We start from the raw sequence: 20,872 nt of genomic DNA on the forward strand, positions 1-20,872 counted from the left end.
CATTCCGGCCGGCGTGGCACAGCGATCCATGCACAATCAGATTTTTATGTCCGACCTGCAAACCTCTACCCCGAATACTGAATCTTTCGCGGCTCTGTTCGAAGAGTCGCTGACCCGCCAAGACATGCGCGCCGGCGAAGTGATTTCCGCCGAAGTCGTGCGCGTCGACCACAACTTCGTGGTCGTCAATGCAGGCCTGAAGTCCGAGGCTTACATTCCGATCGAGGAATTCCTGAACGATCAGGGCGAGGTTGAGGTGCAGTCGGGCGATTTCGTGTCCGTCGCAATCGACGCACTCGAAAACGGCTACGGCGACACGATCCTGTCGCGCGACAAGGCGAAGCGCCTTGCATCGTGGCTGTCGCTGGAAAAGGCGCTCGACAACAACGAGCTCGTCACCGGCACGATCACCGGCAAGGTGAAGGGCGGCATGACCGTGATGGTCAACGGCATCCGCGCGTTCCTGCCGGGTTCGCTGGTCGACACGCGTCCGGTCAAGGACACGACCCCGTACGAAGGCAAGACGCTCGAGTTCCGCGTGATCAAGCTCGATCGCAAGCGTAACAACGTCGTGCTGTCGCGTCGTGCAGTGATCGAAGCAACCCAAGGCGAAGAGCGCGCGAAGCTGCTCGAGACGCTGAAGGAAGGCGCGATCGTCAACGGCGTGGTCAAGAACATCACCGACTACGGCGCGTTCGTCGACCTCGGCGGCATCGACGGCCTGCTGCACATCACCGACATCGCATGGCGTCGTGTGCGTCACCCGAGCGAAGTCCTGTCGGTTGGCCAGGAAGTCACCGCGAAGATCCTCAAGTTCGACCAGGAGAAGAACCGCGTCTCGCTGGGCATCAAGCAACTGGGCGACGATCCGTGGGAAGGCATCTCGCGCCGTTACCCGTCGGGCACGCGCCTGTTCGGCAAGGTCACGAACATCACCGACTACGGCGCATTCGTCGAAGTGGAATCGGGCATCGAAGGCCTCGTCCACGTGTCGGAAATGGACTGGACCAACAAGAACGTTGCTCCGTCGAAGGTTGTCCAGCTGGGCGACGAAGTCGAAGTCATGGTCCTCGAGATCGACGAAGACCGCCGTCGTATCAGCCTCGGTATGAAGCAGTGCAAGCCGAATCCGTGGGATGACTTCAGCCGCAACTTCAAGAAGGGCGACAAGATCACGGGCGCAATCAAGTCGATCACCGACTTCGGCGTGTTCATCGGTCTGCCGGGCGGCATCGACGGCCTGGTCCACCTGTCGGACCTGTCGTGGAGCGAAGCTGGCGAAGAGGCTGTTCGCAAGTACAAGAAGGGCGACGAAGTCGAAGCGATCGTGCTCGGTATCGACGTCGAGAAGGAACGTATTTCGCTCGGCATCAAGCAGCTCGAAGGCGACCCGTTCAGCAACTACGTTGCAATGAACGACAAGGGCTCGATCGTCGACGGCGTCGTGAAGACGGTCGATGCGAAGGGTGCGGTCGTTACGCTGACGGGCGACATCGAAGGCTACCTGCGTGCATCGGAAATCTCGCAGGATCGCGTCGAAGACGCACGCAACGTGCTGAAGGAAGGCGACAAGGTCAACGCGATGGTGATCAACATCGATCGCAAGTCGCGCGGCATCAACCTGTCGATCAAGGCGAAGGATTCGGCCGAACAACAGGAAGCGATCCGCGGCCTGCAGTCGGACTCCAGCGCTGCTGCGACCGGTACGACCAACCTCGGCGCGCTGCTGAAGGCGAAGCTCGACGGCCAGAACCAGTAAGCCTCACGAGGTCTGCTGAAGTATGACCAAATCCGAGTTGGTCGCGCAGCTGGCATCGCGATTTCCGCAACTTGTCCTCAAGGATGCGGATTTCGCGGTGAAAACGATGCTCGATGCGATGTCTGACGCCCTGGCGAAAGGGCATCGCATTGAAATTCGGGGTTTCGGCAGCTTTGGCCTCAACCGTCGCCCGGCGCGCGTCGGACGCAACCCGAAGTCAGGAGAGAAAGTGCAGGTGCCCGAGAAGTTCGTGCCGCACTTCAAGCCTGGCAAGGAATTGCGCGAACGCGTCGACGGCCGCGCCGGTGAGCCGCTGAAGGCTGATGATCCGGACGACGAGCGTTAAGCGTCATCCGGTTTGCCCGGAACCCATCCGGCGAAGGCTGAAAAGAAAAGCGCCCCTTGCGGGCGCTTTTTTCATTTCCGGCGATCGCCGCGCAACGGGTGGGCGCAGGATCTGCGCAGCCGCGGAAACGCATCCTTTACAATACGGGTCGATTCGGCGCGACGAAGGGGAGTCGCGCGCCGCGGCAAACCTCAACAAAGAGAGGGCTTCATGAAGTTTATCGTCTGGCTGATCCGGGTATTGGTGTTCGTACTGCTGCTGGTGCTTGCGCTGGCCAATACGCAAACCGCGACGCTGAATTTCGTTGCCGGCTATTCATGGCAAGCGCCGCTGATCCTGATCGGCCTGGCGTTCTTCGCCGTGGGGCTGCTGGCCGGCTTGCTGTCCGCGCTGCCTTCGATCTTTCGCCTGCGTCTCGAGAACGGGCGCCTGAAGCGCGATCTGCGTGCGGCGCGCGAAACGCCGGCCGTCATCGACCAGCCGCCGATGCCGCCCGTCATTTAACACGGACGCCGCGCGATCATCGCGCGGTTTTCGTCTCTGCTTCGATATTTCGCATGGATCTGGATTTCTGGTGGTTGCTCGCGATTCCGGTCGCGTTCGCGCTTGGTTGGGCGGCGTCACGCTATGACCTGAAGAATCTCCTGTCGGAGAGTGCCAACCTGCCGCGATCGTATTTTCGCGGCCTGAATTTTCTGTTGAACGAACAACCCGACAAGGCGATCGATGCGTTCATCGAGGTCGCCAAGCTCGATCCCGAGACGGTCGAGCTGCACTTCGCGCTCGGCAACCTGTTTCGCCGCCGGGGCGAGACCGATCGCGCGATCCGCGTGCACCAGAACCTGCTGAGCCGCACGGACCTGCCGGTCAACGAGCGCGATCACGCGCTGTACGAGCTCGGCCAGGACTTCCTGAAGGCCGGGTTGCTGGATCGTGCCGAAGAGGCGTTTCACAAGCTCGCCGACGGCGATTACGCGCTCGGTGCGCAGCGGGCGCTGCTGACGATCTACGAGATCGAGAAGGACTGGAACAAGTCGATCGATACGGCAAAGCGCATCGAGTCGATGAGCGACAAGCCGCTCGGCGTCGAAATTGCCCAGTTCCACTGCGAACTCGCACAGGACGCGCTGCAGCGCAAGAACGCGGCAGCGGCCGCCGAACAGCTGCGCCTGGCGCTGACCGTGAACCCGCAGAACGTTCGCGCGACGGTGCTGTCCGGCGACGCGGCGGAAGCCGAGGGCAACCACGCGGCCGCGATCGAGTACTGGAAGCGCGTCGAAGCGCAGAATCCGGCGTATCTGCCGCTCGTCGCCGACAAGCTGATGAAGGCGTATGTCGCGCTCGGCAAGAATGTCGAAGGCGCCGAGCTGCTGATGGGGTATATCGACCGCTATCCGTCGAACGACCTGCTCGACATCGCGTACCAGCACATCGCGGGATTGCGCGGCCAGGACGCGGCGCACACGCTCGCGCGCACGCAGATGGAGAAGTCGCCGAACCTGTCGGGGATGCTGCATCTGCTCGATGCGCAAATTGCGGCGGCCGACGAACTGCGTCGTAAGGAACTTGAAATGATGCGTGCGCTGATCAAGCAGCGCACGAAGAATCTGCCACGGTATACGTGCCAGAATTGCGGTTTCCGGGCACGGCTCTTCTATTGGCAGTGCCCAGGATGCAGCGGTTGGGAAACCTATGCGCCGCGCCGCGTCGAACCTGCGATGCCGGGCTGATCCCGGCACGCGGAGCCAACGCGCTGCGGTTGCCGCCGGGCTCGTCCCGGCGGTCAAGTTAGTCAATTACCGGGAAGTACCGGAACATCTATGAAAATCACCATCATCGGCACCGGCTATGTCGGTCTCGTCACGGGCGCCTGCCTCGCGGAGATCGGTCACGACGTCTTCTGTCTCGACGTCGATCAGCGCAAGATCGACATCCTGAACAACGGCGGGATGCCGATTCACGAACCGGGGCTGCTGGACATCATCGCGCGCAACCGCGCGGCAGGGCGCCTGCGCTTCTCGACCGATATCGAGGCGAGCGTCGCGCACGGCGAGATCCAGTTCATCGCCGTCGGCACGCCGCCTGACGAGGACGGCTCGGCCGACCTGCAGTATGTGCTCGAAGCCGCACGCAACATCGGCCGCCACATGACGAGCTTCAAGGTGATCGTCGACAAGTCGACCGTGCCGGTCGGCACCGCGCAGCGCGTGCGCGGCGTGGTCGACGAGGCGCTTGCCGCCCGCGGTCTGGCAGGCAGCGTCGCGCATCGCTTCTCGGTCGTGTCGAATCCGGAGTTCCTGAAGGAAGGCGCCGCGGTCGAAGACTTCATGCGTCCGGACCGGATCATCATCGGCGTCGACGGCGACGAGACGGGCACGATCGCGCGCGAGAAGATGAAGAAGCTTTACGCGCCGTTCAATCGCAACCACGAGCGCACGATCTACATGGACGTGCGTTCGGCCGAATTCGCGAAATACGCGGCGAACGCGATGCTCGCAACGCGCATCTCGTTCATGAACGAGATGTCGAATCTGGCCGACAAGGTCGGCGCCGACATCGAGGCCGTGCGCCGCGGGATCGGCTCCGATCCGCGCATCGGCTACCACTTCCTGTACGCCGGCGTCGGCTACGGCGGCTCGTGCTTCCCGAAGGACGTCCAGGCGCTGATTCGCACGGCCAGTGAGAATGGCCAGCCGCTGCGCATCCTGGAGGCCGTCGAGGCGGCCAATCATGCGCAGAAGGACGTGCTGATCAGCAAGATCGAGCAGCGCTTCGGCGCCGACCTGACCGGCCGCGAGTTCGCGGTCTGGGGCCTGGCGTTCAAGCCGAACACCGACGACATGCGCGAGGCGCCGAGCCGCCGCCTGATCGCCGCGCTGCTCGAACGCGGCGCGACCGTACGTGCGTACGATCCGGTCGCGGTCGACGAGGCGCGGCGCGTGTTTGCGCTCGATTTCGGCGCCGATGCGGACGCGCTGGCGCGGCTGCATCTCGTCGAGACGCAGGACATCGCCGTGACGGGCGCGGACGCGCTCGTGATCGTGACCGAGTGGAAGGAGTTCCGGAGTCCCGATTTCACGCGCCTGAAGGCCGAACTGAAGGCGCCGGTGATCTTCGACGGCCGCAACCTCTATGAGCCGGATGCGATGGCCGAACTGGGCATCGACTACTACGCGATCGGCCGGCCGTATGTCGATCCCCAGTCGTCCACCCGTGGCTGACCACACGATGAATACTCTCCGCGAAGTCGTTCCGGTGCCGCGCGAGCAGCTCGCGCGCTCGCGCGTGCTTGTCGTCGGCGACGTGATGCTCGACCGTTACTGGTTCGGCAACGTCGATCGCATTTCGCCTGAAGCGCCGGTGCCGGTCGTGCATGTGCAGCGTCAGGAAGAGCGCCTCGGCGGTGCGGCCAACGTTGCGCGCAACGCCGTGACGCTCGGCGGCCAGGCCGGATTGCTGTGCGTCGTCGGTTGCGACGAACCCGGCGAGCGGATCGTCGAACTGCTCGGCAGCAGCGGCGTGACGCCGCATCTCGAGCGCGACCCGGCGCTGCCGACCACGATCAAGCTGCGCGTGCTCGCGCGCCAGCAGCAACTGCTGCGCGTCGACTTCGAGGCCATGCCGACGCACGAGGTGCTGCTCGCGGGGCTTGCGCGCTTCGATGCGCTGCTGCCGCAGCACGACGTCGTGCTGATGTCGGATTACGCGAAAGGCGGCCTGACGCACGTCACGACGATGATCGAGAAGGCGCGTGCGGCCGGCAAGTCCGTCCTCGTCGACCCGAAGGGCGACGACTGGGCACGCTATCGCGGCGCGTCGCTGATTACGCCGAATCGTGCGGAACTGCGCGAAGTGGTCGGGCAGTGGAAGTCGGAAGACGATCTGCGCGCGCGCGTCGCGAAGCTGCGTGCGGAGCTCGGCATCGACGCGCTGCTGCTCACGCGTTCGGAAGAAGGGATGACGCTGTTTTCCGCCACCGGCGAACTGCACGCGCCGGCGCTCGCGCGCGAGGTGTTCGACGTGTCGGGCGCGGGCGATACCGTGATTGCAACGGTCGCGACGATGCTCGGCGCGGGCGTGCCGCTCGTCGACGCCGTCGTGCTCGCGAATCGCGCGGCAGGCATCGTGGTCGGCAAGCTCGGCACGGCCACGGTGGATTACGACGAACTGTTTCACTGAGCGCATGCGGTGGCGCGACGAGCGCGCCGCACGCATGGCTCGCACTTTTCAGGCAGGACGATCATGACCCTCATCGTCACCGGCGCAGCCGGTTTTATCGGCGCGAACATCGTCAAGGCGCTCAACGAGCGCGGCGAAACGCGCATCATCGCGGTCGACAACCTGACGCGCGCGGACAAGTTCCGGAATCTCGTCGATTGCGAGATCGACGACTATCTGGACAAGACGGAATTCGTCGAACGTTTCGCCCGCGGCGATTTCGGCAAGGTACGCGCGATTTTCCATGAAGGCGCCTGTTCGGACACGATGGAAACCGACGGCCGCTACATGATGGACAACAACTTCCGCTACAGCCGCGCGGTGCTCGACGCCTGCCTCGCGCAGGGTACGCAGTTCCTGTACGCATCGTCTGCCGCGACCTACGGCGGGTCGACGCGCTTCGTCGAGGAGCGCGAGGTGGAGGCGCCGCTGAACATCTACGGCTATTCGAAGTTCCTGTTCGACCAGGTGATCCGTCGCGTGCTGCCGACCGCGAAGAGCCAGATCGCCGGCTTCCGCTATTTCAACGTGTACGGCCCGCGCGAGACGCACAAGGGGCGCATGGCGTCGGTCGCGTTCCACAACTTCAACCAGTTCCGTGCAGAAGGCAAGGTGAAGCTGTTCGGCGAGTACAACGGCTATGCACCGGGCGAGCAGACGCGCGACTTCGTGTCGGTCGAGGACGTGACGAAGGTGAATCTGTTCTTCTTCGATCATCCGGAGAAGTCGGGCATCTTCAACCTCGGCACGGGCCGTGCGCAGCCGTTCAACGATATCGCATCGACGGTCGTGAATACGCTGCGTGCACTCGACAACCAGCCGCCGCTGACACTCGCGCAGCAGGTCGAGCAAGGGCTGATCGAATACGTGCCGTTCCCCGATGCACTGCGCGGCAAGTACCAGTGCTTCACGCAGGCCGATCAGACGAAGCTGCGTGCGGCCGGTTACGACGCACCGTTCCTGACCGTGCAAGAAGGCGTCGACCGCTATGTGCGTTGGCTATCTGGCCAGGTTTAAGCGGAAGCGTTGCATCGATAGACTGGGTCTCACGGTCGGCAGCCGCCGGCCGTTTTTCATCGGAGATCCAGCACATGATCAGGAAATGGTTGGCCGCAGCGGCAATGCTCGGCACGATCGCGTCGGCCTGGGCGGCCGTTGACGTCAACACCGCGAACGAGGATGCGCTCGTCGGCATCAAGGGCATCGGCCCGGCACGAGCGAAGGCGATTCTCGACGAACGCGGCGCACGCGGTCCGTTCAAGAATGCGGAAGATCTCGCAGCGCGCGTGAAAGGCATGGGCGGCCATACCGTCGAGCGGCTTCAGCAGGAAGGCCTGACGATAGGCGCGGCCGGCACGGGTGCTACGCCGCCGGCGCCGGGCAAACCGCCCGGCAAGCCAGCAGCAGCACCACCCGCCCGCACAGCACAGAAGTAACGCGTCGCGCGCGACCGACAACGAGCTCCTTCAGTCGCCGTCGTTGCGACGGCTTCCCGCGGCATGCCGCGGGTTTTTTGCGTGGGCACGGCATATGGCGACCGTGCGTTGCACGGCACGTGTATTCCATCGTCGTAATGGGGTTGCCGGCGCGAGCAGCGGTGCTGGTTTACAATCGATCGATTGATTGGCCTCGTACTCACGGTATATCCATGGCTTACAAAACTATCGAAGATACGATCGGCAATACGCCGCTCGTCCAACTGGTCCGCTTGCCGGACGATGAAATTCGCGCGCGCAACAACGTGCTGCTCGCGAAGCTCGAAGGCAACAATCCGGCTGGTTCCGTGAAGGATCGTCCGGCACTGTCGATGATCAGCAAGGCCGAGGCGCGCGGGCGCATCAAGCCGGGCGATACGCTGATCGAGGCGACGAGCGGCAACACGGGTATCGCACTTGCGATGGCCGCGGCGATCCGCGGCTACAAGATGGTGCTGATCATGCCGGAGGACCTGTCGGTCGAGCGCCGCCAGAGCATGGCCGCCTACGGGGCCGAAATCATCCTGACCCCGGTGAAGGGCGGGATGGAGCTGGCGCGTGATCTCGCGGACCAGATGCAGCGCGAAGGCAAGGGTGTGATCCTCGACCAGTTCGCGAACCCCGACAATCCGATTGCGCATTACGAAGCGACGGGCCCGGAAATCTGGCGCGATACCGAGGGGCGCATCACGCATTTCGTGTCGGCCATGGGCACGACGGGCACGATCATGGGCACGTCGCACTATCTGAAGGAACAGAATCCGGCGATCGAGATCGTGGGTGCGCAGCCGGAAGACGGTTCGCGCATTCCGGGCATCCGCAAGTGGCCCGAAGCGTACATGCCGACCATCTTCGATCGTAGCCGCGTCGACCGCGTCGAGAGCGTGAGCCAGGCCGCGGCGGAAACGATGGCGCGCCGGCTCGCGTCGGTCGAAGGCATCTTCGCGGGCATTTCGTCGGGCGGCGCATGTGACGTCGCAATGCGCATCGCGCGTCAGGTCGAAAATGCGACGATCGTCTTCATCATCTGCGATCGCGGCGACCGCTACCTGTCCACGGGCGTGTTTCCCGCCTGAACGCAGGCAGGTGCGCGCCGTGCGCGTGCGATAAAAAAGCGCCGCTACTGCGGCGCTTTTTCTTTGAGCGGTTGGCGCTTATTGCGACTCGGTGTCGGCGGTGGCCGGCTGAAGTGCGCCGCTCGCTTCCATCTGCGCCTTCACCGCCTCGCCAAGCTGGTACACGGTGAGCGCGTAGAAGAAGCTGCGGTTGTAGCGCGTCAGCACATAGAAATTCTTGAGACCGAGCATGTACTCGGTCGCACGCCCCGGCGACGGCAGGTCGACCACCGTCACAGGGGTGCCGCCTTCGGTCGTAATGTTGACCGTCGGCTCGTTCAGCGTCATGCCCGCGCGCAGCAGTTGCGACAGTGCCCAGTGCGGCTCGGGCTGGCCGTCGGCGGCGGCCTGGGCGATCCCCAGGCTGCCCGTATCGGGCGTGATCTGCCAGACCACCGGGCGGTCGGTTTCCCAGCCGTGCTGCTTCAGGTAGTTCGCAACGCTGCCGATCGCATCGACAGGACTGCTGCGCAGGTCGACATGGCCCGTGCCGTCGAAGTCGACCGCATATTCGCGAATGCTGCTCGGCAGGAACTGCGGGATCCCGATCGCGCCCGTATACGAGCCGAGCACGGTGGTCGGGTCGAGCTGGTTGTCGCGCGTCCAGACCAGGAAATCCTCGAGGTTCTTGCGGAACGTTGCCTGGCGGCTGTCGCGATTCGGTGTGTCCGGATAGTCGAACGTGAGCGTCGTCAGCGCGTCGAGCACGCGGAAATTGCCCATGTAGCGGCCGTAGATCGTCTCGACGCCGATGATGCCGACGATCACCTCGGGCGGCACGCCGAACTGCTCGGATGCGCGCTGCAGCGTTGCCTGGTTCGCCTTCCAGAATTTCACGCCCGCGTTGATGCGGATCGGTTCGATGAAGCGCGAGCGATAGACGCGCCAGTTCTTGACCGTCGGCGACGGGGCCGGCTTCACGAGCTTGACGGCCGTCGCCGAGTAGCTGATGCGCGAGAACAGCGCGTGCAGGCTGGTGGAGTCGAAGCCGTTGCGGCTTACCATCTCGTCGATGAATGCATCGACCTTCGCGTTGTTCGCGTAACGCTGCGGAACAATTTCCTCTTCGAAGGTCTGGCCTTGTGGTGTCGGCTGCTGTGGCTGGGCCTGTGCGACGAGCTTGCCCGCCGACTTCGCGGGTTGCGTCTGCGCGCCGGCAGGCGTGGTGCCGAGAGCCGCGACCACGGCGGCCGCAACGAGCGGCGCGCGAGCACGGAACAGCGCGGAGAGAAGGGCGGCAGGCTTGCTGGGATTCATGTCGAAGCGGGCGGACAAGGCGATTGGGTTCGGCGCAGTATACCCGACGGATCCGGCGCGCCGGGGCGTGGCGGCCCCCCGTTGTGGTAAGTTAGCGGCGAATTCGCGGCAGACGATGGACATCATTGATGGAGACCTGCGGCGCACCGCGCGCCGCGGATGACAGCTTATGGCAACCGCTTTCTATACGCACCCCGACTGCATGCTGCACGAGATGGGGGAATGGCATCCGGAATGCCCGGCGCGCCTGTCGGCGATCCAGGATCAACTGATCGCGAGCCGCATCGACGACCTGATCGTGCATGAAACCGCGCCGTTCGCGAGCGAGGTGGCGCTGGGCCGGGTGCATACGCAGGCGCACATCGATTACATCCGGAGCATGACGCCGGTCGACGGCTATGTCGAGATCGATCCCGATACGCTGATGAACCGCGATACGTGGCGTGCGGCGCTGCGCGCGGCCGGTGCCGCGATCGCGGCGACCGACGCGGTGATCGAAGGCCGCTATGCGAATGCGTTCTGCGGCGTGCGCCCGCCTGGCCACCATGCGGAACCTGCGCGCGCGATGGGTTTCTGCTTCTTCAACAACGTCGCGATCGCCGCGCGGCACGCGCTCGACGTACACGGTCTGGAGCGCGTGGCGATCATCGATTTCGACGTGCATCACGGCAACGGCACCGAGGCCGCATTCGCGAATGACGAGCGCGTGCTGATGTGCAGCTTCTTCCAGCATCCGCTGTACCCGTTCTCGGGCGTCGATCACCAGGCGCCGAACATGGTCAACCTGCCGATGCCCGCGCGCAGCAACGGGATGGCGATCCGCGAGGCCGTCGACATGTTCTGGCTGCCGCGCCTCGATGCGTTCAAGCCGCAGATGCTGTTCGTGTCGGCGGGTTTCGATGCGCATCGCGAGGACGACATCGGCAACCTCGGCCTCGTCGAAGCCGACTTCGAATGGCTGACCGCGCAGATCGTCGACGTGGCGCGCCGGCATGCGCAGGGCCGCATCGTGAGCTGCCTCGAAGGCGGCTACAACCTGTCTGCGCTCGGGCGCAGCGTCGTCGCGCACCTGCGCGTGCTGGCCGGTATCTGATTATCGATTGACCGGGGCTGTGTCGTGCGTGCTCAGCGCGCCGGTGCGCGGGCGTGAATCCACGCGATCAGCGCGTCGATCACGCGGTCGCGTTCGAGATCGTTCATCGTTTCGTGAAAGCCGCCTTCGTATAGCGTCAGCGTGCGATCGGGCGAGCCGACATGCGCACCGAACGCCCGGCTGCCGTCGGGCTCGGTCAGCTTGTCCTCGGTACCGTGGTAGACGAGCACCGGAACGCGAAGCCCACCGCGGCCGCTCTCGATGCGCGCCATCGCGTCGAGAATCTCCGCACCGGTGCGTGCGGGCACCGCGCCGTGATGCACGAGCGGGTCGGCACGATTGGCCGCGACGATGGCCGGATCGCGCGACAGCAGTGCTGCATCGATCTTGATGGCAGGGAAGGTCGGCCAGACGCGGCTGATGACGCGGCTCACCGCGAGCATCCAGCGCGGCACGTCGCGCCCCGGCGCGAGCGCCGGGCTCGACAGCACGAGGCCGGTCAGCGCGTGGCCGCGCGTCGGCGCGCGTTCGATCGCGTAGAGCGCCGCGACCGCGCCGCCCATGCTGTGCCCCATCAGGAACAGCGGCGAATTGCCGCGCGCGGCTTCGGCGACAAGCGCATCCGCATCGTTCAGGTAGCCGTCGAAGTGCTCGACCCACGCGCGCTTGCCGGGTGACTGGCCGTGCCCGCGCAGGTCGATCGCGAGCACGTCGATGCCGGCCGCATTCAGCCGGCCCGCGAGTGCGGCGTAGCGGCCCGCGTGTTCCGCAAGACCGTGAACGAGCGCGATCGTCGCGCGCGGCGGCGCGGTGCCGTTGCCGGCAGACCACCGGTACGACGCCAGTTCGAGCCCGTCCGCGGTACGCAGGCGGCCCATGGTCGGCGCGGGCGACGACGCAGGGCCCGGTCCTGCGGTGGCGGGTGCGGCGGCCGGCGTAGTGGTGGCGGTCATCTGGCGTGTCCCCTGTCGGTTGGCATGTGTGTTCCGGATCATAGTCGCGGCACCGTCGCGGCGCGCCAGCGGTGCTCCTCTAATTTCGTGTGGTTATGAAAAGATCGAAATCGATTATTAAGGGGAATGAGGGGTTTGCGGTAAAATCGACGGCTACTCCAGATGCATCGGCGGCCGACTGGCGGGCCAACTCGCCAGCCGGGCCGCCGTTTTGTTTACATGATCGAATTACGCAATCTTTCGCAGCGATTTCCCGGGCCGGGTGGCTGGGTCGAGGCGCTGCGCAACATCAACCTGACGATCCCGCAGGGTGAGGTGTTCGGCATCATCGGCCGAAGCGGCGCCGGCAAGAGCACGCTCGTGCGCACCATCAACCTGCTCACGCGGCCGACCGAAGGCAATGTCGTCGTCGGCGGGCGCGATCTCACGCTGCTGCCGGCTGGCGCGCTGCGCGAGGCGCGCCGCGAGATCGGCATGATCTTCCAGCACTTCAACCTGCTGTCGTCGCGCACGGTGTTCGACAACGTCGCGCTGCCGCTCGAACTGGCCGGTGCAAGCCGTGCCGAGATCGAGGCCGCCGTGCTGCCGCTGCTCGACCTCGTCGGGCTGTCGGCGCAGAAGGATCGCTATCCGTCGCAGATCAGCGGCGGGCAGAAGCAGCGCGTCGGCATCGCACGCGCGCTCGCGAGCCAGCCGAAGGTGCTGCTGTCGGATGAAGCGACGTCCGCGCTCGATCCCGAGACCACGCGTTCGATCCTCGACCTGCTGAAGCGCATCAACCGCGAACTCGGGCTGACGATCGTGCTGATCACACACCAGATGGAGGTGATCAAGCAGGTGTGCGATCGCGTCGCGGTGCTCGATGCGGGGCGCGTGGTCGAGGAGGGCCGCGTGATCGACGTGTTCCTGCAGCCGCATCACGAAGTGACGCGTGCGCTGATCGGCGACGTGATCGCGCAGGAGTTGCCGCCCGCGCTGAAGGTGCGCGTGGCCGAGCGGCTGAAGACGGGCAGCGGGCATCTGCTGCGGCTCGCGTTCACGGGTTCGGGTGTCGACCAGCCGATCCTGTCGGAGACGATCCGCCGGTACGAACTCGATTTCAACATCCTGCACGGCCAGATCGACGAGATCCAGGGGCAGGCGTTCGGTTCGCTCGCGGTGCTCGCGGGCGGCGAACCGGGCAAGGTCGGGCAGGCGCTCGCGTTCCTGCGCGAGCAAGGTGTGGTGGTGGAGGAGCTTTCGTATGTTGAGTGAGATGTTCGATATGTTCGTGCAGTCGTTCTGGGAGACGCTGATCATGGTCGGCATCTCCGGAGTGGTCGGCGCGCTCGTCGGCCTTCCGCTCGGCGTGCTGCTCTACCTGACCGACCGCCAGGGCGTGCTCCAGAACCTCGCGGTGAACCGCGTGCTCGGCGGCATCGTGAATGCCGTTCGCTCGACGCCGTTCATCATCCTGCTGGTCGCGGTGATTCCGTTTACGCGGCTCGTCACGGGTTCGTCGATCGGCACGGCCGCGGCGGTCGTGCCGTTGACGCTCGCGGCCGCGCCTTTCATCGCGCGTCTCGTCGAGACGGCGTTGCGTGAAGTCGACCGCGGGCTGATCGAGGCTGCGCAGTCGATGGGCGCGACCACGTCGCAGATCGTCTTCAAGGTGCTGCTGCCCGAATCGCTCCCGGGCGTCGTTGCGGGCCTGACGATCACGTTCGTGTCGCTGGTCGGCTATTCGGCGATGGCGGGCGCGATCGGCGGTGGCGGCCTCGGCGATCTCGGGATCCGCTACGGCTACCAGCGTTATCTGCCCGAAGTGATGTGGACGGTGGTCGCGATCCTGATCGTGTTCGTGCAGATCGTGCAGTCGTTCGGCGACTGGCTCGTCCGCCGGCTGAGCCACAAGTAAAACAAGATTGATCCGTTAGGGGACACTCGATGCAACGACGCTTCATGCTGAAATTCGCGGCGGCACTGGGCGCGTCCGCGCTGTTCGCGGGCGCACACGCGCAGGCCGAAACCATCAAGGTGGGCGTGACGGGCGGGCCGCACGCGCAGATCATGGAAGCGGTGAAGAAGGTTGCGGCGAAGAGCGGCCTCGACATCCGCATCGTCGAATTCTCGGATTACGTGCAGCCGAACGCCGCGCTCGCGTCGGGCGACCTCGACGCGAACAGCTACCAGCACGATCCGTATCTGCAGGCACAGGTGAAGGACCGCGGCTACAAGCTGATCAAGGTCGCGGATACCGTCACGTTCCCGATGGGCATCTATTCGAAGCGGGTGAAGTCGCTCGCCGAACTGAAGCCGGGCGCGCGCATCGCGGTTCCGAACGATCCGACCAACGGCGGACGTGCGCTGCTGTTGCTGCAGAAGCACGGCCTGCTGAAGCTGCGCGCCGACGCAGGGCTGAAGGCTACGCCGCTCGACATCGTCGACAATCCGCGCAAGCTGAAGATCGTCGAACTCGATGCGGCGCAGATTCCGCGCTCGCTCGGTGACGTCGACGCGGCCGCGATCAATACCAACTACGCGATGGAAGCGGGGTTGAAACCGAAACAGGACGCGATCGCGATCGAGGGCCCGAGCGGCCCGTATGCGAACATCCTCGCGATCCGCGACGCGGACCGGAACAAGCCGTGGGTCGCGAAACTGGTCGCGGCCTACCATTCGGCCGAGGTGAAGCAATTCATCGAAGGCAAGTTTGGCGGCGCGGTCATCGCCGCCTGGTAACAGGCGAAGCACGAGGCGCCCGGCGCGATTAGAGTCGATGATCGAAAACCCGGGCTTTGCGTCCGGGTTTTTTCTCTTTTAAAATAGAACGACCGTTCGCTATCATTGGCGCGTCGCCAAGAAGCGGTATCCTCGACAACCACGAAGGTTGGGTCCGCTTGGCCGCGCAGTCATGAGGCCTCGCTATAAAATGGCCTCTGGTCGTATTCGTAACTTTGGAGCGTGTGCATGAAAATCCTGGTGCCAGTGAAAAGAGTGGTCGATTACAACGTGAAGGTCCGCGTGAAGTCGGACAACACGGGCGTCGACATCGCGAACGTGAAGATGTCGATGAACCCGTTCGACGAAATCGCGGTGGAAGAAGCGGTGCGCCTGAAGGAAGCGGGCGTCGCGACCGAAGTGATCGCGGTGTCGGTCGGCGTCGCGCAAGCGCAGGAAACGCTGCGTACGGCGCTGGCGATCGGTGCGGATCGCGCGATCCTCGTCGAGTCGAACGATGGCGTCGAGCCGCTGGGCGTCGCGAAGATCCTGAAGGCGCTGGTCGACAAGGAACAGCCGCAACTGGTGATCCTCGGCAAGCAGGCGATCGACGACGATTCGAACCAGACGGGCCAGATGCTGGCTGCGCTGGCAGGCCTGCCGCAAGCAACGTTCGCATCGAAGGTCACGGTGGCCGACGGTAAAGTAACTGTCGCCCGCGAAGTGGACGGCGGTGCGGAAACGCTGTCGCTTCAATTGCCCGCCGTCATCACCACGGATCTGCGCCTGAACGAGCCGCGCTACGTGACGCTGCCGAACATCATGAAGGCGAAGAAGAAGCCGCTCGAGACCGTGAAGCCGGAAGACCTGGGCGTGGACGTTGCGCCGCGTCTGAAGACGCTGAAGGTGGTCGAGCCGCCGAAGCGCGCAGCCGGCGTGAAGGTGCCGGACGTGAAGACGCTGGTCGAGAAGCTGAAGACCGAAGCCAAGGTGCTGTAAGAGGGAGCGGAAAGAAATGACGATTCTGGTGATTGCAGAACACGACAACGCGTCGATCAAGGCCGCGACGTTGAACACGGTGGCGGCGGCGGCGAAGATTGGCGGCGACATTCACGTGCTGGTCGCGGGCCACAATGCGCAAGCGGCTGCTGACGCAGCAGCGAAGATCGCAGGTGTGTCGAAGGTCCTCCTGGCCGACGCGCCGCAACTCGAAGCGGGCCTCGCGGAAAACGTCGAGGCAACCGCGCTGAACATCGCGAAGGACTACTCGCACATCCTCGCGCCGGCGACGGCCTACGGCAAGAACATCGCGCCGCGTATCGCCGCGAAGCTGGACGTCGCGCAGATCTCGGACATCACGGCGGTCGATTCGGCCGACACGTTCGAGCGCCCGATCTACGCGGGCAACGCGATCGCGACGGTGCAGTCGAGCGATCCGATCAAGGTCATCACGGTGCGCGCAACCGGTTTCGATCCGGTGGCATCGGAAGGCGGCAGCGGGTCGGTCGAGAAGATCGACGCGGCGGCCGATGCCGGCAAGTCGCAGTTCGTGAGCCGTGAAGTGACGAAGCTGGACCGTCCGGAACTCACGAGCGCGAGCATCATCGTGTCGGGCGGTCGTGGTCTGGGCAGCGGCGAGAACTACACGAAGGTGCTGGAGCCGCTGGCGGACAAGCTGTCGGCAGCACTGGGCGCCTCGCGCGCGGCAGTCGACGCAGGCTACGTGCCGAACGACTACCAGGTCGGCCAGACCGGCAAGATCGTCGCACCGCAGCTGTACATCGCGGTCGGCATCTCGGGTGCGATCCAGCACCTGGCCGGCATGAAGGATTCGAAGGTGATCGTCGCGATCAACAAGGATCCGGAAGCACCGATCTTCAGCGTGGCCGACTACGGCCTGGTGGGCGATCTGTTCGCGCTGGTACCGGAGCTCGTGGCCGAGCTCGGCTAAAGCGGTGTGATGCTTCAGCGGTAAGCACACGAGAAGAGGGGCGCGGCGAGCGCCCCTTTTTTCGCCGTCGACAGAAGGGGAAGAGGGTGACACCTCATGAACCATCACGCCCCTGACCGGCATGACGACGATTCGATGAAATGAAAAAGGCGCCCCGAAGGGCGCCGTCCTATTTGATGCCGGCCGCCTGCATGGCTGCGGCCTGCGTCGGCTTATGCGTATGCCGGGCGCGTCTGGCCGGCCACGTCTTTCAGGTAGCGATGCACCGACAGGTCGTCGGCCTGGATCGCCGGCATCTTGCCCGAGATCAGGTCTGCGAGCAGCTGGCCCGAACCGCACGACATCGTCCAGCCGAGCGTGCCGTGGCCGGTGTTCAGGAACAGGTTCGACACCGGCGTGCGGCCGACGATCGGCGTGCCGTCCGGCGTCATCGGGCGCAGGCCCGTCCAGAACGTTGCCTTCGACGTGTCGCCGCCCCCCGGGAACAGGTCGTTCACGCACATTTCGAGCGTTTCGCGGCGCGCGGCGCGCAGCTTCTTGTCGAAGCCGACGATTTCCGCCATGCCGCCGACGCGGATGCGCTGGTCGAAACGCGTGATCGCGATCTTGTAGGTCTCGTCGAGCACGGTCGACACGGGCGCGGCCGCTTCGTTGACGATCGGCGCGGTGATCGAATAGCCCTTCAGTGGATAGACGGGGATCTTCATCAGGTTCGAGATGAAGCTGGTCGAGTACGAGCCGAGCGCGACGACGTACGCGTCCGCGCGCACCGTCTCGCTGCCGCACTGCACGCCGGCGATCTTGCCGCCGGCGATGGCGAGCGCGTCGATCGGCGTGTTGTAGCGGAACTTCACGCCAAGCGATTCGGCGAGCGCTGCAAGGCGCGTCGTGAACAGCTGGCAGTCGCCCGTTTCGTCACCCGGCAGGCGCAGGCCGCCCGTCAGCTTGTGCGAGACGGCGGCAAGCGCCGGTTCGGCTTTCTTCAGGTCGGCCGGGGAAAGCAGTTCGAACGGCACGTTCGCTTCCTGCAGAACGGCGATGTCCTTCGCCGCGCCGTCGAGTTGCTGCTGCGTGCGGAACAGTTGCAGCGTGCCGCCCGTGCGGCCTTCGTACTGGATGCCGGTATCGGCGCGCAATGCCTGCAGGCAGTCGCGGCTGTATTCGGCGAGGCGAACCATGCGCCCCTTGTTGACCGCGTAGCGCTCGGCCGTGCAGTTGCGCAGCATCTGATACATCCACTGGAGCTGGAAGCGCGTGCCGTCGAGGCGAATCGCGAGCGGCGCGTGTTTTTCGAACATCCACTTGACGGCCTTCAGCGGCACGCCGGGTGCAGCCCACGGCGCGGCATAGCCGGGGGAGATCTGGCCTGCGTTCGCGAAGCTCGTCTCGAGCGCCGGGCCGGCTTCCCGGTCGATCACCGTGACTTCATGGCCGGCGCGCGCGAGGTAATACGCGCTTGCCACGCCCACCACACCGCTGCCCAGAATGACGACTCGCATAGCTGCTCCAGATGGAAGGGACCAGATCGAGGCCGGGCGCACCTGCGTCTCCGTGTAACCTCTAGCTGATCTAGTTTTTTGCGCTATGGTATTGTCGAATGTGTAGGTTTTGTTATCGTATTTTTCAGGTTTTCAGCATAAACAAATGAGAACGCAACGTCAGCCCGTACGCTCGCTCGACAAGCTCGACCGACGCATCCTGAAACTGCTCCAGGACGACGGCCGGATGGCGATGAAAGACCTTGCGGAACAGGTTGGACTGACCGTCACGCCGTGTATCGAGCGTGTGCGGCGCATGGAGCGCGACGGCGTGATCACCGGCTATCACGCGCGGGTCGACCCGCACCAGCTGGATGCCGCGCTGCTGGTGTTTGTCGAGATCACGCTCGGCCACAAAGGCGGCAACATGTTCGAGCAGTTCCGCCGGGAAGTGATGAAGATCGACGAGGTGCTTGAGTGTCATCTCGTGTCCGGCGATTTCGACTACCTGATCAAGGCGCGGATCGGTGAGATGGCCGACTACCGGAAGCTGCTCGGCGACATCCTGCTGCAGCTGCCCGGCGCCGTGCAGTCGAAGAGCTATGTCGTGATGGAGGAAATCAAGGAGACGCTGACGATCGCGGTGGGCGACTGACGCGCCTGCGGCAGGCCGTCGGGCCCTTTATCCCGCCCTTGGCATGCTGCACCCAATACTGTATAAATATACAGTATTGGGTGCAGGCGAATGGGTGGGCACATGGACGATCGATCCGACAACGAATTTCCGGTAGCTCCGCCCGCGCCCCGCAAGGGGCGCGGTGCGGTCGACAACCTGCAGGGGCGATACGAAATCGCGCAGCGCGAAGCGGTCGACGACGGCTGGACACACGAGTCCGACGATGCCGACTTCCCCGCGCCGCTGCGCACGCAGGTCTTCGAGGAGCGCGCGAAGAGCATCCTGACGCACAACCAGTCGCCCGACATTCCATTCAGCGTATCGCTCAATCCATATCGCGGCTGCGAGCACGGCTGCATCTACTGCTTCGCGCGGCCGACGCACAGCTATCTCGGCCTGTCGCCGGGGCTCGATTTCGAAAGTCGCATCTATGCGAAGGTCAACGCAGCCGAACTGCTCGAGCGCGAGATCTCGCGCAAGCGCTACGTGCCGGAGCCGATCGCGCTCGGCGTCAACACCGACGCATACCAGCCGGTCGAGCGTGACCTTCGCATCACGCGCAGCGTGATCCAGGTGATGCACGATCGCGGGTTGCCGTTCGCGGCGATCACGAAGTCGTCGCTGATCGAACGCGATCTCGACCTGCTCGCGCCAATGGCCGAACGCGGGCAGGTGATGGCGGCGGTCACGATCACGACGCTCGATGCCGATCTCGCGCGCACGCTCGAGCCGCGCGCGGCAACGCCGGCGCGGCGGTTGCGCACGATTCGTGCGCTGAGCGAGGCGGGTGTGCCGGTCGGCGTGAGCATCGCACCGGTGATTCCGTTCGTCACCGAGCCCGACATGGAGCGCGTGCTCGAGGCGTGTGCGGAAGCCGGCGCGACGCATGCGAGCTACATCATCCTGAGGCTGCCGTGGGAAGTCGCGCCGCTGTTCAAGAACTGGCTTGCCGCGCATTTTCCCGATCGCGCGGAGCGTGTGATGAACCGCGTGCGCGACATGCGCGGCGGGAAAGACTACGACTCGGATTTCTCGAAACGGATGAAGGGCGAGGGGATCTGGGCCGACTTGCTGCGGCAGCGCTTCCGCCAGGCCGTCAGGCGGCTCGGGCTGAACGAGCGCACGAACGGGATTCTCGATCTGTCGCAGTTTCGCGGCGCGCCGGCCACCGCGGCGCCGCGTGTTGCTGTTCGTTCAGCTGCGGCGCGGTCGACGCAGACGCGTGACGACACGCAATTGAATCTGTTCTGACCGGCTTGCCAAACCGGCGCAGGGCGCCGGTGCGTAGCGGCCGTTGCCCTTACTGCGAAATCTGCTTGGCTGCTTCGACCTGCGACTCGAAGTACGTCTGGAACGACAGCGCGAGTGCGGTCATCAGCAGGAATGCGCCGATCAGCAGCGAGAAGATCACCACGAAGATTACGGTCCAGCCCGACTTGCTGTGCTTGCCCGTTTCCGCGTTGAATTGCGCGTCCCATTTTTCGTCGGGGCGCAGCCCGTAGACGAGCGCGGCGAGAAACGCTGCCAGCAGCGAGATCGAACCGGGAACGGCAAGCCACCAGCCGAGGCCCGCGCTGCGCTGGGTTGCGGCGAGCAGGAGGAAGCCCGGGATGCCGACGATCGTCGCGAGCAGGTGAGCCCAGCCGAACACGTCGCGGAATCCATACAGGTAGAAGCGGTGCGCGCCGAGCGATCCGAACAGGAACGCGAGGGCGGCGGTGAGCGTCTTGGAGCGAAAGCGGCGGGACGGTGCGGTGCTGCTGGACATGGATGGCGGCGTATTGTCGTTGGCATGGGCGGCCGGCGGGCCGGCGCGGGCGCGCGGCCCGGCACGCATTCTACGATGCCCGG

Annotated in this window: 21 protein-coding genes; 17 read left to right on the plus strand and 4 right to left on the minus strand. The window is 64.7% G+C overall.

What is annotated here, in order from left to right:
* Positions 1–28: 28 nt before the first annotated feature.
* From rpsA to cysM, 9 genes are all read left to right on the plus strand, one after another.
* Positions 29–1,759 carry a 30S ribosomal protein S1 gene (gene rpsA, locus FFS49_RS09795; protein ID WP_011694214.1) on the plus strand — a complete coding sequence of 577 codons (1,731 nt, stop codon included), beginning with the start codon at positions 29–31 and terminating at the stop codon, positions 1,757–1,759.
* 22 nt (positions 1,760–1,781) lie between these two features.
* Complete coding sequence (locus tag FFS49_RS09800; RefSeq protein WP_006486894.1) at positions 1,782–2,105, plus strand: integration host factor subunit beta; 324 nt, start codon at positions 1,782–1,784, stop codon at positions 2,103–2,105.
* A gap of 210 nt (positions 2,106–2,315) precedes the next feature.
* Positions 2,316–2,609 (plus strand): LapA family protein, encoded by a 294-nt coding sequence (locus tag FFS49_RS09805; protein WP_021157458.1) that lies wholly within the window; start codon positions 2,316–2,318, stop codon positions 2,607–2,609.
* 53 nt (positions 2,610–2,662) lie between these two features.
* Positions 2,663–3,835: a lipopolysaccharide assembly protein LapB gene (gene lapB, locus FFS49_RS09810; RefSeq protein ID WP_105817535.1), complete on the plus strand. Its 1,173-nt coding sequence runs from the start codon at positions 2,663–2,665 to the stop codon at positions 3,833–3,835.
* Positions 3,836–3,925: 90 nt separating this feature from the next.
* Positions 3,926–5,326 carry a UDP-glucose/GDP-mannose dehydrogenase family protein gene (locus FFS49_RS09815; protein WP_105817534.1) on the plus strand — a complete coding sequence of 467 codons (1,401 nt, stop codon included), beginning with the start codon at positions 3,926–3,928 and terminating at the stop codon, positions 5,324–5,326.
* Between the two features lie 7 nt (positions 5,327–5,333).
* Positions 5,334–6,284 carry a D-glycero-beta-D-manno-heptose-7-phosphate kinase gene (rfaE1, locus tag FFS49_RS09820; RefSeq protein WP_011351339.1) on the plus strand — a complete coding sequence of 317 codons (951 nt, stop codon included), beginning with the start codon at positions 5,334–5,336 and terminating at the stop codon, positions 6,282–6,284.
* 63 nt (positions 6,285–6,347) lie between these two features.
* On the plus strand, positions 6,348–7,340 hold the full coding sequence (gene rfaD / locus FFS49_RS09825; RefSeq protein ID WP_039343257.1) for an ADP-glyceromanno-heptose 6-epimerase: 993 nt from the start codon (positions 6,348–6,350) through the stop codon (positions 7,338–7,340).
* Positions 7,341–7,414: 74 nt separating this feature from the next.
* Entirely contained in the window at positions 7,415–7,759 is a 345-nt protein-coding gene (locus FFS49_RS09830; protein WP_105817533.1) for a helix-hairpin-helix domain-containing protein, read from the plus strand.
* Positions 7,760–7,971: 212 nt separating this feature from the next.
* Positions 7,972–8,874 (plus strand): cysteine synthase CysM, encoded by a 903-nt coding sequence (gene cysM, locus FFS49_RS09835; protein ID WP_039343255.1) that lies wholly within the window; start codon positions 7,972–7,974, stop codon positions 8,872–8,874.
* Positions 8,875–8,952: 78 nt separating this feature from the next.
* Here the strand turns inward: cysM and mltB are convergent, their stop codons facing one another.
* Positions 8,953–10,296 carry a lytic murein transglycosylase B gene (mltB, locus tag FFS49_RS09840; RefSeq protein ID WP_105817532.1) on the minus strand — a complete coding sequence of 448 codons (1,344 nt, stop codon included), beginning with the start codon at positions 10,294–10,296 and terminating at the stop codon, positions 8,953–8,955.
* 43 nt (positions 10,297–10,339) lie between these two features.
* Here mltB and FFS49_RS09845 point away from each other — a divergent pair, with 43 nt between their 5' ends.
* Positions 10,340–11,263, plus strand: coding sequence for a histone deacetylase family protein (locus tag FFS49_RS09845; protein ID WP_011351344.1), 924 nt, complete (start codon positions 10,340–10,342; stop codon positions 11,261–11,263).
* 32 nt (positions 11,264–11,295) lie between these two features.
* On the opposite strand, the gene FFS49_RS09850 is transcribed toward FFS49_RS09845, so the two are convergent.
* Positions 11,296–12,216 (minus strand): alpha/beta hydrolase, encoded by a 921-nt coding sequence (locus FFS49_RS09850; protein ID WP_105817531.1) that lies wholly within the window; start codon positions 12,214–12,216, stop codon positions 11,296–11,298.
* Between the two features lie 219 nt (positions 12,217–12,435).
* Between FFS49_RS09850 and FFS49_RS09855 the strand changes: the two genes are divergently transcribed.
* The 5 genes from FFS49_RS09855 to FFS49_RS09875 all read left to right on the plus strand — a co-directional run bounded on the left by FFS49_RS09855 (position 12,436) and on the right by FFS49_RS09875 (position 16,867).
* Positions 12,436–13,470, plus strand: a complete 1,035-nt coding sequence (locus FFS49_RS09855) for a methionine ABC transporter ATP-binding protein (protein WP_046545198.1) — start codon at positions 12,436–12,438, stop codon at positions 13,468–13,470.
* Positions 13,460–14,113: a methionine ABC transporter permease gene (locus FFS49_RS09860; protein WP_011351347.1), complete on the plus strand. Its 654-nt coding sequence runs from the start codon at positions 13,460–13,462 to the stop codon at positions 14,111–14,113. The genes FFS49_RS09855 and FFS49_RS09860 overlap by 11 nt, the downstream gene beginning before the upstream one ends.
* Positions 14,114–14,142: 29 nt before the next feature.
* Entirely contained in the window at positions 14,143–14,937 is a 795-nt protein-coding gene (locus FFS49_RS09865; protein WP_105817530.1) for a MetQ/NlpA family ABC transporter substrate-binding protein, read from the plus strand.
* Positions 14,938–15,165: 228 nt separating this feature from the next.
* Positions 15,166–15,915 carry an electron transfer flavoprotein subunit beta/FixA family protein gene (locus tag FFS49_RS09870; protein WP_071334126.1) on the plus strand — a complete coding sequence of 250 codons (750 nt, stop codon included), beginning with the start codon at positions 15,166–15,168 and terminating at the stop codon, positions 15,913–15,915.
* Between the two features lie 16 nt (positions 15,916–15,931).
* Positions 15,932–16,867, plus strand: a complete 936-nt coding sequence (locus FFS49_RS09875; RefSeq protein ID WP_046543652.1) for an FAD-binding protein — start codon at positions 15,932–15,934, stop codon at positions 16,865–16,867.
* A 212-nt stretch (positions 16,868–17,079) separates the two neighbouring features.
* Here FFS49_RS09875 and FFS49_RS09880 read toward each other — a convergent pair whose 3' ends face one another.
* The gene (locus FFS49_RS09880) at positions 17,080–18,366 is read right to left on the minus strand and encodes a D-amino acid dehydrogenase (protein ID WP_011351352.1); all 1,287 of its coding nucleotides are present in this window, start codon (positions 18,364–18,366) and stop codon (positions 17,080–17,082) included.
* A 145-nt stretch (positions 18,367–18,511) separates the two neighbouring features.
* Here FFS49_RS09880 and FFS49_RS09885 point away from each other — a divergent pair, with 145 nt between their 5' ends.
* The gene (locus FFS49_RS09885; protein WP_011351353.1) at positions 18,512–19,000 is read left to right on the plus strand and encodes an Lrp/AsnC ligand binding domain-containing protein; all 489 of its coding nucleotides are present in this window, start codon (positions 18,512–18,514) and stop codon (positions 18,998–19,000) included.
* Between the two features lie 90 nt (positions 19,001–19,090).
* Positions 19,091–20,272 (plus strand): PA0069 family radical SAM protein, encoded by a 1,182-nt coding sequence (locus FFS49_RS09890; protein WP_105817529.1) that lies wholly within the window; start codon positions 19,091–19,093, stop codon positions 20,270–20,272.
* Between the two features lie 49 nt (positions 20,273–20,321).
* On the opposite strand, the gene FFS49_RS09895 is transcribed toward FFS49_RS09890, so the two are convergent.
* Positions 20,322–20,789, minus strand: a complete 468-nt coding sequence (locus FFS49_RS09895; RefSeq protein WP_105817581.1) for a TM2 domain-containing protein — start codon at positions 20,787–20,789, stop codon at positions 20,322–20,324.
* Positions 20,790–20,872: the final 83 nt, after the last annotated feature.

The sequence above is a fragment of the Burkholderia sp. 4NA327C6 genome, assembly GCF_005502655.1.
Lineage (GTDB): Bacteria > Pseudomonadota > Gammaproteobacteria > Burkholderiales > Burkholderiaceae > Burkholderia > Burkholderia contaminans.